Origin of the sequence: Saccharopolyspora sp. 7B, assembly GCF_020177435.1 — a bacterium.
Lineage (GTDB): Bacteria > Actinomycetota > Actinomycetes > Mycobacteriales > Pseudonocardiaceae > Saccharopolyspora_C > Saccharopolyspora_C gregorii.
The window spans coordinates 1-16,444 of record NZ_JAIUKC010000084.1 but is presented as its reverse complement, the minus strand read 5'-3'; the positions used below and the strand labels follow the sequence as shown (position 1 = coordinate 16,444).

The window sequence follows — 16,444 nt, the reverse complement described above, 5'->3', positions numbered from 1 at the left end:
GGCGCCCGGGACGCTCCGCCCCGCGCGCCCCGGCGGCCTGGCGCCCCCCCCCGCGGCTGCCGGTCCGCCGCCGCGGCGGCCGCCCCGCGCCCCGCGCCACGGCTCACCCGGCCTCGCCCCGAACCTGGCCGGGTGGGCCCCGCGGTCACCTCAGCGGCGGCGCAACGACCAACCGACCAGCGCACCGAGCCCGAACAGCGCGGCCGAGGACTTCGCCCCCGCACCGACCACCCGCACCTGCGGCCGGATCACCGCGGGCGGCGGCGGTTCCGGCAGCGCGCGGTGCTCGTTCTCCGCCGACGACGCGGTCCACGCCGTGACGAACAGGATGAACCGCGACGTCAGGTACGCGAACACCAGCAGACCCAGGATCGGACCGAACGCGGCCGCCGCGGGCGACCCGGTGACGCTGCCGAGGTACACCACCCCGACCTGCTTGAGCACCTCGAAGCCGATCGCCGCGAACAGCCCGCCCCACACGGCGCTGCGCAACGACACCGGCAGCCGCGGCAGCCGCGCCAGCACCCAGATGAACACCAGCCAGCCCGCCCCCAGCGACAGCAGGATCGCGAGCAGCGACAGCCCGATCCGCGCGGGCCAGGTGTTCCCGATCCCCAGCGCCGCGAACAGCGCCCGCCCGACGCCACCGCCGAGGGCGCTGAGCCCGAACGACACCGCCATCGCCAACCCCAGCCCGATCAGCGACACCAGGTCGGAGGCGAGTCGCTTGAGCAGCGGCGGGGCCTGCTGCTGCTGGCTCCACTGCGCGGTCAACGCCTCGCGCAGGTTCGTCATCCACCCCAGCCCGGAGTACAGGGCGACGAGCAGCCCGATGACCCCGACCGTGCCCGCCTGCTCGATCGCCTGTCCCACGACCTGGTTGAGCATGCCGCTCATCTCGCGGTTCGGGACCGCCTCGGTGATCGACAACCGCAGCTGCTCCAGCAGGTCCGGGTTGCCCGCGAGCACGAAACCCGCCACCGCGAAGGAGATCATCAGCAGCGGCACCAGGGCCAGCACGCTGAAGTAGGTGATCGCCGCGGCGTAGTAGTCGCCGTACTGGCTCTGGTAGCGCGCCGCGGCGCGGATCAGCCGGTCCAGCCAGGGATGGTCCCGGCGCAACCGCTCCAGCAGACCGGGGCCTCCCCCGGTCGTGGCGGCGCGCGCGGGTTGGCTGCGATCGGTCACGGGTCACCTCCAGGCCCGTCCGGGACGGACGCGTTGCCCCGAACGGGCCTGAGGCTACCGCCGAATGATCTCGTCAGCGCAAGATCGGCGCGCCGTCAGCCGGCCAGCGGCGGGAGGAAGCCGACGCGCTCGTAGGTGACCCGCAGGGTCTCGGTCGCGACCTCGCGGGCGTGCTCGGCGCCGCGGGCAAGCACCTTGTTCAGCTCGGCCGGGTCGGCGAGGTAGCCGTGCACCTTCTCCTGGAACGGGACGGCGAACTCGACGAACGCCTCGCCGACGGCCTTCTTCAGGTCGCCGTAGCCACTCCCGTCGAACTCGGCGACCAGCTCGTCGATGGTGCGGCCGGTCAGCGCCGAGTGGATGGCGAGCAGGTTGCTCACGCCCGCCTTCTGCTCCGGGTCGTAGCGGATCTCGCGCTCGTTGTCGGTGACCGCGGAGCGGATCTTCTTGGCGGAGCGCTTCGGGTCCTCCAGGAGGTCGACGACGCCGCTCGGCTGGGACTTGCTCATCTTCGCCGACGGGTCCTGCAGGTCCTGGATCTTGGCGGCCTCCTTCGGGATGTGCGCGGAGGGCACGGTGAAGGTGTCGCCGTAGCGGGAGTTGAACCGCTGCGCGAGGTTGCGGGTGAGCTCCAGGTGCTGGCGCTGGTCCTCGCCGACGGGGACCTGGTTCGCCTGGTACAGCAGGATGTCCGCGGCCTGCAGCACCGGGTAGGTGAACAGCCCGACGCTGATGTGGTCGGCGTCCTGCCGAGCGGACTTGTCCTTGAACTGGGTCATCCGGCCCGCTTCGCCGAACCCGGCGAGGCATTCGAGCACCCAGCTCAGCTGGGCGTGCTCGGGGACGTGGCTCTGCACGAACAGGGTGGACGCGTCGGGATCGATGCCCAGGGCCAGCAACTGCGCCGCCGAGACGCGGGTGCGTTCGCGCAGCAGCGCCGGGTCCTGCGCGACGGTGATCGCGTGCAGGTCGACGACGCAGTAGAACGCGTCGTGGTCGGCCTGCATCCGCACCCAGGACCGCAGGGCGCCCAGGTAGTTGCCGAGGTGGAAGGAGTCGGCGGTGGGCTGGATGCCCGACAGGACGCGGGGTCCGCGCCCGGGCGCCGAGCCGCCTGCGGAGGTGTGCGGGTTCTGGGTGGCCGAGTCGTCGCTGCTCACCCGTCGATTCTCGCAAGGTCCGCGGCGGCGGGGGGACCGGGTGGCGCTTCCCGGTGGAGGCCGGTGCGCCGCGCCGGGCGTGCGGTCAGCCCTTGCGCTGGTTCTCCGGCTGGATCTCGATCTTCTTGCGGCGGAGGACGCCGGCGAGCATGCCGACGATGCCGAAGCCGACTGCGGCGATGCCGACCGGGGTGGCGGCGCCCGCGAGGGCGGTGCCCTGCGCGAGGACCTGGCCGCTGCCCGCGGCCTGCGCCGTGGCGGTGCCGAGGAGCGCGGTGGTCAGGACCGCGCTGGCCAGCAGCAGCGCCGACACCAGCACCCGCTTGATCATGCGAGCAAATCGGCTACGCACGAGCGTTGCCTCCCTTGACGGTTAACCCGTACGGGTCACAGATCTCGTTCAACCCGGTTGCGGACCGTACCGATCGTGTGTGAACACCACGATCGCGTTGCGTAAACCGGACACGACGCAAAGATCCTATTTACCCCCCGAACCGGTCCCGCACCGGGTACCCGAAGCGAGCGTTATCACTGATCGCATCCGGTATGCGCCTTCGGACTCGCACGATGCAACGAATAGGCGCGGCCCGAGCCGGTGACGAGTGCCATAACTCGGTCGAGTGGCAAGACTGGCAAGGCATTGACTCGTCCGGCCCTAGCGGCGGCCACCGGATCGGGCGGCCCGGCGGGAGCCCGCGCGGACCGGCGCCGACCACCACCCGGTTCCCCCGCCGGATTGCTCCTTTTCGCCCTGTCGAAGCCCGCCGAGTGGGCGGATCATCCGACGATCAGTCACTGATCGCTCGGTACGAGAGTGCCGTGGGAGGACACGTGTCACCACAACGATCGACACCGCGCCCGCGCGGGAAGCACCTGCGCTTGGCGGGTTCCGCGCTGGCGCTGAGCCTGCTGGTCCCGGCCGTCGCCGCCGTCCCGACCGGCGTCGCCCGGACCGCCACCGCCGCGCCGGGGGCGACGGCCGCGACCGCACCGCCCGCCCACTTCGTGGTGCTGGGCCCCACCGGCGACGGGCTGCGCCTGACCGAGGACTCGGTGCGCGCCGTCGGCGGTTCCGTCGTGCACAGCTGGCCGCAGATCGGCGTCGTGCTCGCCACCTCCACCGACCCCGGGTTCGCGGCCGTCGTGCGCGCGCAACCCGCGGTCGACCAGGCGGGGGCCAGCCGGAACCTGGCGGAGCAGCTGCCGCCCGCATCCCCCAGCACCCGGCTGGAGGTGCTGGAGGGGACCGCCGCGCCAGGACCCGCCACCGCCGCCGCGGACCGGGAACCGCTGGAAGCCGACCAGTGGGACCTGCCGCTGATCGGGGCCAACCGGGCGCACGAGATCTCCACCGGCAGCCCGGACGTCACCGTCGGCGTCCTCGACTACGGCATCGACCCGGAACACCCCGACCTGAAGCCGAACCTGGACCTGTCGAAGTCGGTGAGCTGCGCCCGCGACGGCATCCCGGACACCGCGGTCGAGGCGTGGGCCCCGGCCGACGACACCCAGGCGCACGGCACCCACGTGGCGGGCACCATCGCCGCCGCCCGCAACGGGGTCGGTGTGGCGGGCGTCGCCCCGGACACGAGCCTCGCCTCGGTGCGGGTGATCGACGACGACGGGTTCATCTACCCCGAGTACGCGGTGTGCGGGTTCCTGTGGGCCGCCGAGCACGACATCGACGTCACGAACAACTCCTACTTCGTGGACCCCTGGTACCTGTGGTGCGAGAGCGACCCGGACCAGCGCGCGGGCGCGGAAGCGGTACGCCGGGCCGCGGCCTACGCGGCGGGGCACGACGTGGTGACGGTCGCGGCGGCGGGCAACAGCGGCTGGGACCTGTCGCAGCCGATCCACGACACGGACAGCCCGAACAACGGCGGGCCGCAGCAGGACCGGTGGGCCGGGCACGACTGCGCGGCGCTGCCCGGTGAGCTGCCGGGCGTGGTCGCGGTGTCCTCGGTGGGTTCGGACGCGGTGAAGTCGTACTTCTCGAACTACGGGCTCGGTTCGGTCGCGGTGACCGCGCCGGGCGGGGACGCGCGGCAGATCCCGCAGACGCCGTCGGCGAACGGCCGCATCCTCTCCAGCGTTCCCGGCGGCGGCTGGGGCTGGATGCAGGGCACCTCGATGGCCTCCCCGCACGCGGCGGGCGTGGTCGCGCTGCTGCGCGCCACCCACCCGGAGTGGAGCGCCCCGCAGGTCACCGGCGCGCTGTCGGGGCAGGCCGACGCGCTGCCGTGCCCGGAGGGCTACGACCCGGACGGCGACGGGCAGCCGGACGCGGTGTGCGCGGGCGGTGCGACCGGCGCCGGGTTCTACGGCGCGGGGCTCATCGACGCGCTCGACGCGGTCCGCTGAACGGGTTCCGGGCGCGCTCCGCGCGGGGCGCGCCCGGGCTCGGCGTCACTCCCCCGGGCTGACCCAGCCGCGGCGCTCGCCCTCGCCGATCAGCTCCCGCACCATCGTCCACAGTGGAGTGGAGGCTTCGCCGATCACGGCCTTGCGGGCGCGCACGGTGTCGGCGGTGACGCCGGGCGTCCGCCAGGTCCCGCCGCGCGCCAGCCAGTTCAGCAGCAGCGGCTGCACCCGGTCCACGGCCTTCGCGAAGCGCGCCTCCGGTGAACCGCGGGACTCGAACTCGTCCCACAGGCCGCGGAAGCGCGCCGCTTGGTCGGCGGGCAGCAGGCCGAACAGCCGGTCGGCGGCGGCCTGTTCGCGCTCCTGCTGGCTCTCCCGGCCCGCGTCGTCGTAGAGCGGGGTGTCCCCGGCGTAGATCTCGACCAGGTCGTGCAGCACGACGAGTTCGACGGTGCGCCCGACGTCGATCGGTTCGTCGGAGTGCTCGGCCAGCACCGACACCATCAGCGCCAGGTGCCAGGAGTGCTCGGCGTCGTTCTCCCTGCGGTCCGCCGCGGCCAGCGGGGACTGGCGCAGCACGGTCTTGAGCTTGTCCACCTCGGCGAGGAACACCAGCTGCTCCCGCAGCCGCCCGCCGATGGCGTCGGGCAGCGGGGTGCGCTCGGCGATCAGGTCTTCGTCGTCCACCACCCGATCATGCCCGCCGGGCCCGCCCGGGTGAACGGCCGTTCCGGTCAGCCCCAGGTGAGGAAGCGGTAGTGCAGCCCCGTGCTGGACTCCTGCCAGTCACCGGTCGAGTCCGGCGGGCGGCCCACGTCGGGCGCGACGGTGTCGCCGTCGAAGCGCTCCCGGATCTCGGTGACCACGATCCGGTCCGCGAGCGGCAGCGCCGCCCGGTACACCGCGGCGCCCCCGATCACCCACACGTCCCCCTCCGGCGCGGCGAGCGCCGCGGCCAGGTCGGGGAAGGTCTCCGCACCGTCCTGCGGGGTGCGCGAGAGCACCAGGTTGCGGCGGCCCGGCAGCGGGCGGAACCGCGGCGGCAGCGATTCCCAGGTGCGCCGGCCCATCAGCACGGTCGCGCCCGCGGTCGTGGTGCGGAAGTGCTTCAGGTCCTCCGGCAGGTGCCAGGGCATCGTGCCGTCGCGGCCGATGACACCGGTCGTCGACTGGGCCCAGACGAGGCCGATCACACCGCCACCGGCGCCTTGATGCCCGGATGCGGGTCGTAGCCCTCGATCGAGATGTGCTCGTAGGTGTAGTCGAACAGGCTCTCCGCCGGCTTCAGCTCCAGCCGCGGGAACGGCCGCGCGTCCCGCGCGAGCTGGGTCCGGACCTGCTCCTCGTGGTTGTCGTAGATGTGGCAGTCCCCGCCGGTCCACACGAAGTCGCCGACACCGAGCCCGACCTGATCGGCGATCATGCTGGTCAGCAGCGCGTAGCTGGCGATGTTGAACGGCACGCCGAGGAACAGGTCCGCGCTGCGCTGGTACAGCTGGCAGGAGAGCAGGCCGTCGGCGACGTAGAACTGGAAGAACGCGTGGCACGGCGGCAGCGCCATCCGCGGCAGGTCGGCGACGTTCCACGCGGACACGATGATCCGCCGGGAGTCCGGGTTCTCCCGCAGCGTGCGCAGCACTTCGGAGATCTGGTCGACGTGCCCGCCGTCCGGCGTGGGCCAGGACCGCCACTGCACGCCGTAGATCGGGCCGAGGTCGCCGTCCGGCGCCGCCCACTCGTCCCAGATCTTCACGCCGCGCTCCTGCAGCCAGGTGGCGTTCGGGTCGCCGCGCAGGAACCACAGCAGCTCGTGGGCGACCGAGCGGAAGTGCACCTTCTTCGTGGTGATCAGCGGGAAGCCGTCGGAGAGCCGGTAGCGCAGCTGGTGCCCGAAGATCGACCGGGTGCCGGTGCCGGTGCGGTCCGCTTTGCGGGTGCCGTGGTCGAGCACGTGGCGGAGCAGGTCTTCGTACTGCGTGTCGGGCATGCCGTCGAGCGTAGACGAGCAGTTCCCGATCACCGCGGTGCCCGAGCGCCCGTGGGCGGCGGTCGGCGCGGGCGGCTCCGGCGGGCGGGCGCGGCGCGGGCGGGCCGGACGGGTCCTGCCCGCCCGGAGGCCGACGGCGATCGCTGCGCCGTGCGCGCGATCAGAGGTCGTAGGTGACGGTGACCGGCGCGTGGTCGCTCCAGCGCTTGTCGTACGACGGCGCCTTCTCGACGACGGCGCTGGTGGCCCGTTCCGCGAGCCCCGGGGTGGCGACCTGGTAGTCGATGCGCCAGCCGGAATCGTTGTCGAAGGCCTTCCCGCGGTACGACCACCACGAGTACGGACCGGGGCCTTCGGGATTCCGGGCGCGGAACACGTCGACGTAACCGAGTTCGTCGAAGACGCGGCTGAGCCATTCCCTTTCCTCCGGCAGGAATCCCGCGGATTTCCGGTTGGCCTTCCAGTTCTTCAGGTCGTCCTCGCGGTGCGCGATGTTCCAATCCCCGCACACCAGGACTTCGCGGCCGTCTTCGCGCGCGCGGGTGCGGAGCGAATCGAGGTGCGGAAGGAATTCCGCCATGAACCGCTCCTTCTCGTCCTGGCGTTCCGTGCCGACCTCACCGCTGGGCAGGTAGAGGCTGGCGACGACGAGTCCGGGCAGTTCGATCTCCGCGTAACGGCCGCTGTCGTCGAATTCTTCGCTGCCGAAACCGATCCGGGAGGCGGTGGGTTCGACCCGCGAGTACAGCGCGACACCGCTGCGGCCCTTCGCGGCGGCGGGCGCGAGCAGCGGGAACCAGCCGTCGGGTTCGAGGACGGCGGCGGGCAGCTGATCCGGTTCGGCGCGGGTCTCCTGCAGGCAGATCACGTCGGCGGTGGTTCCGGACAACCACTCGACGAATCCCTTCTTCGCTGCGGCGCGCAATCCGTTGACGTTGACGGTCGAGGCGGTGAACACGCCGGTGAGCGTAGCGATCGGTACCGACGATCGGGCATTGCGCTCGGCGCGATCGTGCGCCGATACTGTTCTGGCTGGGGTGACTGGGGATTCACCGGGGATGTTGATCATGCGCCTTCGACCTGCTGGAACGGTTCACAACCTTCGCGGGCGGTGCGGTGAGATGGGCTAGACTGCCATGCCGGGTAACGGTGCGTACCGCTGGTACGACGATGTGTCGATGGAAACGACCGTGCGTGATTCGGGAGGTCTGGACGTGACCACGGATGGTGCCGCGAGTGGCGGCCCCACCGCGCGTCGCCTGGTTCTGGGGAGCCAGTTGCGCCGGTTGCGCGAGGCCAGCGGCATCTCCCGCGAGGACGCGGGGTACGAGATCCGCGGTTCCGGGTCCAAGATCAGCCGCCTGGAGCTCGGCCGGGTCGGATTCAAGGAACGCGACGTCGCCGACCTGCTGACCCTGTACGGGGTGTCCGACGAGGGCGAGCGCAGCTCCTTCCTCGAACTCGTCCGCCAGTCCAACCAGCCCGGCTGGTGGCACCGCTACAGCGACCTCGTCCCGTCCTGGTTCCAGGACTACGTGGGGCTGGAGGAGTCGGCGTCGCGGATCCAGACCTACGAGATCCAGTTCGTGCCCGGCCTGCTGCAGACCGAGGACTACGCGCGGGCCATCGCCAGCCAGGGGCGGCCGGAGGCCGTGGAGGAAGAGGTGGAGCGCCGGGTTCGGCTGCGGATGCACCGCCAGCGCCTGTTCACCCAGCCGAACGCCCCGCGGTTGTGGGCGGTGATCGACGAGTCGGTGCTGCACCGGCCGATCGGCGGCGTGGACGTGCTGCGCGAGCAGATCGACCACCTGCTGGAAGTGATCAAGCTGCCGACGATCTCGTTGCAGGTGCTGCCGTTCGACCTGGGCCGCTCCGGGGCGGAGGGCGCGTTCACGATCCTGCGGTTCGCCGAGCAGGAGATCCCGGACATCGTCTACCTGGAGCACCTCTCGGGCGCGCTGTACCTGGACAAGCCGGAGGACGTGGAGCTCTACAGCAAGGTCAGCCACCGGCTCGCGGTCGATGCGCACACGCCGGAGGCGACCCGCAAGACCTTGCAAGCAGCGCGCAAGGCGCTCGGGAACGCGAGCTGACCCGCGCGTCCTTCTTTCTGTGAGTTGCCTCACAATTTTCCGCGATCTGTTACGCGGGCTTCCGCGATGCCTGATCCTGCACGAAGCCATATGCAGGATTAATCTGCGATTGTGGCCGCAACAGTTCGACGCTCCGTGATCACAATGGACCTCTGCGTCACCTACCCGGGCGTCCGTGCGTCTGCACGTGCATACATCATTCCAACGTTCAGTGATACGGTCCTTGCACGATCGGATGCACGTGCATCTGGTCGTTGCAAGCAACTCGGGGAAAGGCTGGGAACTTCGATGCCGGAGATCCGAAACGGAATGATCGCAGGGAACCTGCCCGAAGCGTCCTGGCGCAAGAGCGCGCACAGCGGCTCGGTGGGCAACTGCGTGGAGCTGGCCTCCCTGCTCGACGGAGACATCGCCGTCCGCAACTCCCGCTACCCCGACGGGCCCGCGCTCATCTACACCAGGGAGGAGATCGCGGCCTTCCTGTCAGGTGCCAAGGACGGCGAGTTCGACGACCTGATCGTCTGACCCCCGCCCCGACCCCCGCAATCGACCAGCGCTCGCGCAGAACCCTCGGTGGCGTCATGAACGACATAACGGACGGCTTGCAGGCACTCATCGCCCGCGACTTCCACTTCGCGCACCCCCGCGACGCGAACGGCACCCTCATCGCCGTCGTCGGGATCCGGGTGCACCACGGCGTGATCGACATCGTGCAGCTCTACGGCGAGGACGAGGCCGACGCCGCCCGCATCCCGGGCGACGAGCCGGACGTCCTGTTCCCGAAGACCGTGCTGTGGCGGACCACCGGGTCCGCGGACGAAGTGGTCGAAGCGGCACTGGCGCTGGAGGACCCCGAGGAGGACCGGGCCTCCGCGAAAGGCTGCTGGGTACCCACCCACGCGGGGCGTTCCACCTGGTTGGCCGCCTCCGCCTGACCCGGCCCGGCCCGGCGGCTGACGAACCACGCGGCCGCGGTCGCCCGCTCCACGCAGCGGACGACCGCGGCCGTTCGCGCATCCACCCCCGCGCCCGGCGGACCCGGCCCGCGCAACCCGACCGCTCCCCGGACGTCTCGGAGGAGGGAGGCGCGCCCGATCTCATCCTCCGGTAGGAGGGCTCCTGGCCGATGTGCTGATCCGCCCGGCTCCCGCGGTCGACGACGGTGGGGCGCACGCCGCGGCCGAAGCCGGGCGCGCCCACGACGAGGAGGAGGACCCCGTGTCCGCGACATGCCCGATGACCGGCGGCGCGGTGATCGCCGACGGGATCAGCAAGGAGTTCGGGACGGCCCGCCGCCCCGCGCTGCACGACGTGACCCTCCGGGCCGCACCCGGGCGCTGCACCGCCGTGGTCGGCCCCGCGGGCTCCGGCAAGAGCGTGCTGCTGCGCTGCCTGGCCGGTCTGGAACGGCCCACCCGCGGCACCGTGCGGATCGCGGGCACCGAGCTGACCGCGCTCGACGAGGCCGCCCGCACCGAGTTCCGCCGCACCCGGATCGGCGTCGTCTACCGGCAGGCGAACCTGCTGCCCCAGCTCGACGTGGCCGACAACCTGCTGCTGCCGCTGGACACCGCGGGCAGGCGCGCGGACCCGGACCTGCTGCAGCGCGCGCTGGACCTGCTGGACGTGCGGGAGCTGCTGGACCGCGCCACCCCGACGCTGACCCGCGCCGAGGAGCTGCGCGTCGCGGTGGCCCGCACCGTGCTGCAACGGGCCGACCTGCTGCTGGTCGACGACCCGACCGCCGGGCTCGACGCGATCACCGGCAGGCACCACCTGCGGCTGCTGCGCCGGCGCTGCGCGGAGTTCGGGTTGCCCCTCGTGCTGTTCTCCGCCGACCCGGCCACCGCCGCCCACGCGGACCGGGTCATCGCCCTGCAGGACGGGCGGGTCGTGCAGGAGCGCGACCGCCCCGCGGACTGCGGCTGCGAGCCCGGGAGCACCGAGCACATCGCCTGATCCCGCGGCCCCGACCTGCTCCCGATCGGCGCCGCCGCGCCCCGCCCGCGCCGGGTTCCGAGTGACCGGCGACACCGAGCGCGGCGGATGCGATCATGGTGCGCACGCGGCCGCCGCGCGGCGACCGCCCTGCCCCACCGAACCCCGCGCACGGCGTCCCGACCGCGGCCGCACCACGGGTGGATCCTCCCGATCCCCGGCGAGTGCCGACCGGTGGGACCTCCGAGCGCGCACGACGAGAGCAGGTCGATGTCAGAACCGGAAGTCGAACCCGTCCGGGTCCGCGATCTGATCGTCCGGCCGCAGGGCTCGACGGTGCTCATCCTGCACTCCTCCGGCGGCGATGAGACCGAGCAGCGCGTGTTCGGCGCCGTGCCCGTGGCGCCCGGCGACGGCCTCGTGCTGGCAGCGGCCGAAGCCGTGCGCGCGAGCGGATTCCGCGCCGCGCTGCGCCACGCCAGCCGGACGGCGGTCACCACCGCCGCGGCCCGCGCCAAGGACGCGGGCACCGGCCCGCCGCGGCTGTGGCTGGCGATCTCCGGGGCGGGCAGGCTCGACGGCCGGGGCCGGTCCACCGCGCAGAAGCTGGCGCGCGAGTTCGCCGTCGAGGTGTACGCCCCGGACGGCCCGGTCACCTTCGTCGCGGGCGGCTCGATCTTCACCGGCGCCGACCACCACGGCTGGGTGCGGTTCCCGGCCGGCGGGGGTGCGGGCGAACTGCACAGCGCGCGCTACCCGCAGCCGCCGTGGGAGGCGCTGCTGCCGCGCGGCGCGGTGCACGATGGCGGACTGCACGCGGAACCGGTCCCGGCGGGCTTGGCGGCCTCGGCGACCGCGGAGACCACCGCCGACGAGGTGTGGCACGCGGTCGCGGTGTCCGCGGAGCACCCGCGCATCGTGCTCGGCGGGCCGCAGGGCCCCGCCATCGCACCGCACCAGGTGGCGGCGCTGCTCCGGCGGTTCCCGCACGCGGTGCGGGAGCGGATCCAGCTGGTGCCCGCGCACCCGGAACCGGCCTCCCCGCAGTGGCTCGGCAAGCTCGCGGCGCTGCTCGGGCACGACGTGGTGTCCGCCACCGGGCTGATCCGCCACGGGGTCCACGCCGAGTTCACCCTCGTCCCGGACCAGCGGGGCGGGCCGAGCTGGCTGCCCCTCGCCGCGCTGCTGCGGTACTCCCCCGACGGCCGGGTGGAACCGGTGCTGGCCGGGGCGCCGCCGCGCGGCTGGGTGCCCGCCGGGCCGCTGGTGTTCCGCTGGGGCGGGATGACCGATCCGCACCCCACCCCGCACGAGGTGATCGCGAAGGTGGTGCCCGCGGGCGTCGCGCTGCTGCCCGCGCCGCGGGCGGGCGTGCCCGGTGCCGCCGACCGGCTCACGTTCGAACCGGACCGGCTGACCGTGGTGCTGGGCTGGCCGTGCACGCCTTTGCCGGAGGGGATGCCTGCCGCGCTGAACCGCTTGCTGTCCGGGCTGGACGCCGAGCAGCGGGTGCGGGCGCGGCTGCTGGTGCAGGGGATCGCGTCGGAGTCGATGCGCGAGCAGCTGCGCGGCGCGGCCGGGCCGCTGGCCGACCGGCTGCGGTTCCCGGCGGTGCTGCCCGCGGCGGCGGGGCTGGGAGATCCGGTTCCGGACGAACCGGTGTCGGGCGGTGCGGTGTCGGGTGGTGCGGTGTCGCCCGGTGTGGTGTCAGTCGATCCGGCATCGGCCGGTCCAGCGTCGCCCGGTGCGGCGTCGGGCCGTCCGGTGTCGGGTGGTCCTGCGTCGGGCGGTCCGGTGCCAGGCGGTCCGGTGCCAGGCGGTCCGGTACCGGTGGCCGCCTCCGACGAGCCGGTGGCGCCCGCGGCGGAGGACGCGCCCGCGGCGGAAACCCCGCAGGACTCCGCGGACGGGCCGTCCGCTGCGAGCACCGCCCCGCCCGCGGGGACGGCTCCCGCCGGTCCGAACGGCGCGGCTCCGGGCGGCGCGGACGGCCCACCGACCGGATCGGCCGCCGCCGCACCGAGCACATCGGACGGTCCCGGCACCGAAGACGAGTCCCCGGCACCGATGACGTCCTTGGCCACCAGGAGGATTCCGCTCACCGGCCTGCTCCCGGCCGACGCCGGGTTCCCGGTGGCGGTGCGCGCCGACTCCGCGCAGGACGTCCCCCGGATGTCCGCCGAGGTGCCGATGACGCAGCTCGCCGCCCCGGCGGCGCTGCCGAAGCGGCAGCCGGGGGCCTCACCCCTGTCCCTGCAATCCCGGCAGCGCAAGGCGCGGCTGTCCGCGGCCGCCGCGAAGCGCGCGGAACGGCCCGAACCGGTGCGGGTCACCCAGCTCGCCACCATCAGCGCCGCGCAGGTGCAGCCGCCGGAACCGAACGCGGCGGCGGAACCGGCGGTCGCCCCGGCGGACCGCACCATGCGGCTGTCGGTGGCGGCGCTGCGCTTGCCGCCGCGCCGCACCGCGTCCGGTGAGCGCTCGGCGCTGGTGCCGATCCCGGCGCTGCCGCAGTTCCTGGCCGAGCGGCGCAGCAGCGATCAGCAGCGCACCGCCTTCGCCCAGCGGGCGGGCACCGACTTCGAGGCCGGGCTGGCGCAGGTGCGCGCCGCGCTCGCCGCCGCCACCGACGTCGTGGAGCCGGAGCCGGAAGCCGACCTCGTGGCCGTCCGGCTCTACCTCGGCGACGGCGCTTTCGGCGCCGTGTCGGTGAACCGCGCGCTGCGCGGCGCGGGGCGGGACGAGTTCGGCGACCACGCGGTGTGCCTCATGTCCGGGCTGCGCAGGCTGCCGGTGCACGGCGGCCCGGTGCACCGGCTGCTGGAGCTGGACGCGCTGGACGTCTACGAGCCGGGGATGCCGGTGTCCGAGGCGGGTTTCCTCAGCGCAGGCACCGAACCGGTGCGCGCCGAGGGCCACGCGCAGGTGATGCTCTGGTCGCAGGACGCGCGCCGCACGACGCCGCTGGGCGACACCACCGGGGAGGTGGTGTTCCCGGCCGGGGCCCGGTTCGCGGTGCTCGCCGTGGACCGCGACGCGGACGGTCCGGTGGTGCTGCTGCGCGAACTGGGCCGGGCGGAGGAACCGGGCGAGGCACCGGATTCGGACGCCGAGCACCTGGAGCTGATGCGCCTCGCCCGCAAGCACCGGCGGGCCGCGGCGCGCACCCCCGCCGGGGACGCGCTGGCCCGGTTGGCGGAACCGGTGGGGTTCGTCCCGGACGAGCTGCCGGAGCCCGCGGAGCGCTAGCGGCCCCCATCCGAGGGAAACCCTCCGACAGCACCGCGGCACCCGGCCCGCACCGCGACCCCCGCTCCGGAAGAACCTTGCTGAACAGCACGAACGCCTCCGAGCACCGGTCGGTTCCCGGTGCAGGCGGGCGCTGCGGCGGGTCACCGCGGACCGGTTCGCCACACCCGTTCGGTGTTAGTGTTCAACGGAAGTGCACACTTGGCGCAACCGCGGCCGGAACGATCCACCAGCCGCTCGCCTGGTCCGAGCGCAGGTGGCGCCGGACGCCCCGGACAGCCGGTCAACGCGAGCGCCGCGCAGGCGCGGCGGACGCACGGGCGGCTCGCGGACCTCCGAGCGCGGAGAACGAGAGCGAATCCATGTCTGACCTCGACGAATCCGGGACCGCGCGGGTTCGCGACCTGGTCGTGCGAGCGCACGGCTCGACCGTGCTCGTCGTGCGCCGGTCGGCCGCGGACGAGGAGAGCGCCGCGCTGGCGGGTGCCGTTCCCGTCGGGCCCGGCGAAGGCCTCGTCCTCACCTCCCCCGCCGCGGTGCAGGCCGGTGGGTTCCGCACCGCGCTGCGCAAGGCCTGCCGGGCCGCGGTGGCCGCCGCCGAGCGGACCCGGAACCCGGCCGAGCCGCCCAGGTTGTGGGTGGCGGTGCCGTCCCTGGGCGAGCGCGGCCGCGGCCGCCCGCAGGGGCAGAAGCTCGCCCGCGAACTGGGCGCCGAGGTGCACGCGCCGAGCGGCCCGGTCCGGATCGTCGCGGGCGGTTGCGCGTACGCCGGGGACGAGGACCACCGGTGGATCCGGTTCACCGCGGACGGTCCCGGCGAGGCGCACGGCACCCGCTTCCCCCGCCCGGAGTGGGAGGACCGGTTGCCGCGCGGCTCCGGCTACGACGGCACGCTGCACCTGCGGCCGGTGCCCGCGGGTCTCGCCGCGGCGCTGGACGGCGCGGAGCCGGTGCTGGAGCTCGCCCGGTGGATCCCGGTCGCGCCCGCCCGGCCGCGGCTGGTGATCGGCGGACGCGGGTTGCTGCCGCACCAGGTCGCCGCGTTGCTGCGGCGGTTCCCGGAGCCGGTGCGGCTGCGGATGCAGCTGGTGCCGCTGGACCAGTGGACCGCGTCCGGCGGGTGGCTCGCGGAGCTGTCGCGGACGCTGGGGCACGAGGTGGTGTCCACGATCGGCCCGTTGCAGCAGCTCGGCGGGCTCGAAGCGGCGCACCTGGTCGACGCGATCGGCGCGCCGACCTGGCGCCCGTTCGCGGCCGCGTTGCGGCACGGTGCCGACGGCCGGATCGCCGCGGTGCAGGCGAACCTGGCACCGCGCGGCTGGATGCCGGCGGGCCCGCTGGCCTACCGCTGGAGCGGTTCGCCGGAGGTGCAGCCGACGCCGCACGAGATCATCGCGAAGGTGGTGCCCGCCGGACTGGCCCTGGTGCCCGCGAGCAAGGTCGCGTCCTCGACGTCGGCGGACCGGCTCTCGTTCGAGACCGACCGGTTGACGATCACCGTCGGCGTGCCGTGCACCCCGATGCCGGAGGGTGCGGCGCTGGCGCTGCACCGGGTGCTGGGCGGGCTGGACCGGGAGCAGCTGGCGCGGGTGCGGATCCTGGTGCTCGGCGTCGCCGATCGGGCCGCCCGGTCGGCCCTGCTGTCGGCGGCCGGGGAGTTGCGCGGGCGGGTCGCGTTCCCGAAGGTGCTCTCTGCGCCGCTGCGGGAGGAGGAGCACGCGACGCTGCGGGTGCACCGGCAGGCGACCGCTCCGGCGGAGGCCGAGCGGACCCAGCGGGTCGAGCGGGTGGAACGCACCCAGGTGGTGCGGGCGGCGGACGTCGCGGCGGCGGAGAAACCCGACGCGCTCCGCACGGGCGGTGCCCCGGCGCAGGCCGCATCCGCGCCGGCCGCCGAGGAGACCACGGTGGTGCGGGCAGCGGACGTCGCGGCGGCAGCGGGAGCCTCCACCGAGCAGGAGGCGGGAACGAACAACGGTGCCGCGCCGGCGAAGTCCGGGTCCACCGCAGCCGCGGCCACCGCGGCGGGACCGTCCGCGGCCGGGGCGCCGCCCATCACGATGTCCGGGGGTCCCGTCCCCACCACCTCGGCCGAAACGGTGCGGGTCGACGTCTCCACCCTCCGCGCCGCCATGACCGCCGAGCCCGAGCACGAGGCAACGGCCGAGGCAGCCGCACCGGCCGAACCGGGGGCCGCGACGGCGGCGGAGCACCCGCCCGCGACCTCCGGCGACTCCACCGCGCAAGCCAGCTGACCGCGCGAACCGGGCGGCCACCGGAGCGCGGCTCCGCGGCCCGGTTCTCCCGCGGCAGCGCCGAATTCCCGCAGCGCGGACGCGCGGTCTCCGCGCCGCAGGAGGCGGGGCGGGGGCGGGGGGGCGGCGCGGGGGGGGGGGGGGCGGGGGGGGCCGCCCCCCCCCCGCGCCCCCGCCCCCCCCGGGGGGGGCGGGGGGGGCGGGGGCGGG

At 74.1% G+C, this 16,444-nt stretch carries 14 protein-coding genes; 7 read left to right on the top strand and 7 right to left on the bottom strand.

Annotation, left to right across the window (positions count from 1 at the left end; all coding sequences use genetic code 11):
* Positions 1 to 150: 150 nt before the first annotated feature.
* The 3 genes from yhjD to LCD33_RS14570 all read right to left on the bottom strand — a co-directional run bounded on the left by yhjD (position 151) and on the right by LCD33_RS14570 (position 2,679).
* Complete coding sequence (gene yhjD / locus LCD33_RS14580; protein WP_224955944.1) at positions 151 to 1,188, bottom strand: inner membrane protein YhjD; 1,038 nt, start codon at positions 1,186 to 1,188, stop codon at positions 151 to 153.
* 95 nt (positions 1,189 to 1,283) lie between these two features.
* Positions 1,284 to 2,348: a tryptophan--tRNA ligase gene (gene trpS, locus LCD33_RS14575; protein ID WP_374228483.1), complete on the bottom strand. Its 1,065-nt coding sequence runs from the start codon at positions 2,346 to 2,348 to the stop codon at positions 1,284 to 1,286.
* 85 nt (positions 2,349 to 2,433) lie between these two features.
* Positions 2,434 to 2,679, bottom strand: a complete 246-nt coding sequence (locus LCD33_RS14570; protein WP_224955945.1) for a hypothetical protein — start codon at positions 2,677 to 2,679, stop codon at positions 2,434 to 2,436.
* Between the two features lie 500 nt (positions 2,680 to 3,179).
* Between LCD33_RS14570 and LCD33_RS14565 the strand changes: the two genes are divergently transcribed.
* Positions 3,180 to 4,712, top strand: a complete 1,533-nt coding sequence (locus LCD33_RS14565; protein ID WP_224977944.1) for a S8 family serine peptidase — start codon at positions 3,180 to 3,182, stop codon at positions 4,710 to 4,712.
* Between the two features lie 45 nt (positions 4,713 to 4,757).
* On the opposite strand, the gene LCD33_RS14560 is transcribed toward LCD33_RS14565, so the two are convergent.
* From LCD33_RS14560 to LCD33_RS14545, 4 genes are all read right to left on the bottom strand, one after another.
* The gene (locus LCD33_RS14560; protein ID WP_224965991.1) at positions 4,758 to 5,399 is read right to left on the bottom strand and encodes an HD family hydrolase; all 642 of its coding nucleotides are present in this window, start codon (positions 5,397 to 5,399) and stop codon (positions 4,758 to 4,760) included.
* 47 nt (positions 5,400 to 5,446) lie between these two features.
* Positions 5,447 to 5,905, bottom strand: coding sequence for a dihydrofolate reductase (locus LCD33_RS14555; RefSeq protein WP_224977943.1), 459 nt, complete (start codon positions 5,903 to 5,905; stop codon positions 5,447 to 5,449).
* Positions 5,902 to 6,699, bottom strand: a complete 798-nt coding sequence (locus LCD33_RS14550) for a thymidylate synthase (protein ID WP_224955950.1) — start codon at positions 6,697 to 6,699, stop codon at positions 5,902 to 5,904. The genes LCD33_RS14555 and LCD33_RS14550 overlap by 4 nt, the downstream gene beginning before the upstream one ends.
* Before the next feature lie 160 nt (positions 6,700 to 6,859).
* Positions 6,860 to 7,657: an exodeoxyribonuclease III gene (locus LCD33_RS14545; RefSeq protein WP_224955951.1), complete on the bottom strand. Its 798-nt coding sequence runs from the start codon at positions 7,655 to 7,657 to the stop codon at positions 6,860 to 6,862.
* Positions 7,658 to 7,877: 220 nt separating this feature from the next.
* On the opposite strand from LCD33_RS14545, the gene LCD33_RS14540 reads away from it, so the two are divergent.
* From LCD33_RS14540 to LCD33_RS14515, 6 genes are all read left to right on the top strand, one after another.
* A complete protein-coding gene (locus LCD33_RS14540) occupies positions 7,878 to 8,792 on the top strand; it encodes a helix-turn-helix domain-containing protein (RefSeq protein WP_374108027.1) in 915 nt (304 codons plus the stop codon).
* A gap of 309 nt (positions 8,793 to 9,101) precedes the next feature.
* Entirely contained in the window at positions 9,102 to 9,317 is a 216-nt protein-coding gene (locus LCD33_RS14535) for a DUF397 domain-containing protein (protein WP_373690007.1), read from the top strand.
* 56 nt (positions 9,318 to 9,373) lie between these two features.
* On the top strand, positions 9,374 to 9,727 hold the full coding sequence (locus LCD33_RS14530) for a hypothetical protein (RefSeq protein ID WP_224955954.1): 354 nt from the start codon (positions 9,374 to 9,376) through the stop codon (positions 9,725 to 9,727).
* A 283-nt stretch (positions 9,728 to 10,010) separates the two neighbouring features.
* A complete protein-coding gene (locus tag LCD33_RS14525) occupies positions 10,011 to 10,751 on the top strand; it encodes an ABC transporter ATP-binding protein (RefSeq protein ID WP_224955955.1) in 741 nt (246 codons plus the stop codon).
* Positions 10,752 to 11,000: 249 nt separating this feature from the next.
* Complete coding sequence (locus LCD33_RS14520; protein WP_224965994.1) at positions 11,001 to 13,979, top strand: hypothetical protein; 2,979 nt, start codon at positions 11,001 to 11,003, stop codon at positions 13,977 to 13,979.
* 362 nt (positions 13,980 to 14,341) lie between these two features.
* Complete coding sequence (locus LCD33_RS14515) at positions 14,342 to 16,234, top strand: hypothetical protein (protein ID WP_224977942.1); 1,893 nt, start codon at positions 14,342 to 14,344, stop codon at positions 16,232 to 16,234.
* Positions 16,235 to 16,444: the final 210 nt, after the last annotated feature.

What these genes read in the sequence shown, in the direction of transcription:
- LCD33_RS14570 (WP_224955945.1), bottom strand. Translation starts at nt 2,679, where the DNA reads ATGATCAAGCGGGTGCTGGTGTCGGCGCTGCTGCTGGCCAGCGCGGTC.
- LCD33_RS14550 (WP_224955950.1), bottom strand. Translation starts at nt 6,699, where the DNA reads ATGCCCGACACGCAGTACGAAGACCTGCTCCGCCACGTGCTCGACCAC.
- LCD33_RS14540 (WP_374108027.1), top strand. Translation starts at nt 7,878, where the DNA reads ATGGAAACGACCGTGCGTGATTCGGGAGGTCTGGACGTGACCACGGAT.
- LCD33_RS14535 (WP_373690007.1), top strand. Translation starts at nt 9,102, where the DNA reads ATGATCGCAGGGAACCTGCCCGAAGCGTCCTGGCGCAAGAGCGCGCAC.
- LCD33_RS14530 (WP_224955954.1), top strand. Translation starts at nt 9,374, where the DNA reads ATGAACGACATAACGGACGGCTTGCAGGCACTCATCGCCCGCGACTTC.
- LCD33_RS14520 (WP_224965994.1), top strand. Translation starts at nt 11,001, where the DNA reads ATGTCAGAACCGGAAGTCGAACCCGTCCGGGTCCGCGATCTGATCGTC.
- LCD33_RS14515 (WP_224977942.1), top strand. Translation starts at nt 14,342, where the DNA reads ATGTCTGACCTCGACGAATCCGGGACCGCGCGGGTTCGCGACCTGGTC.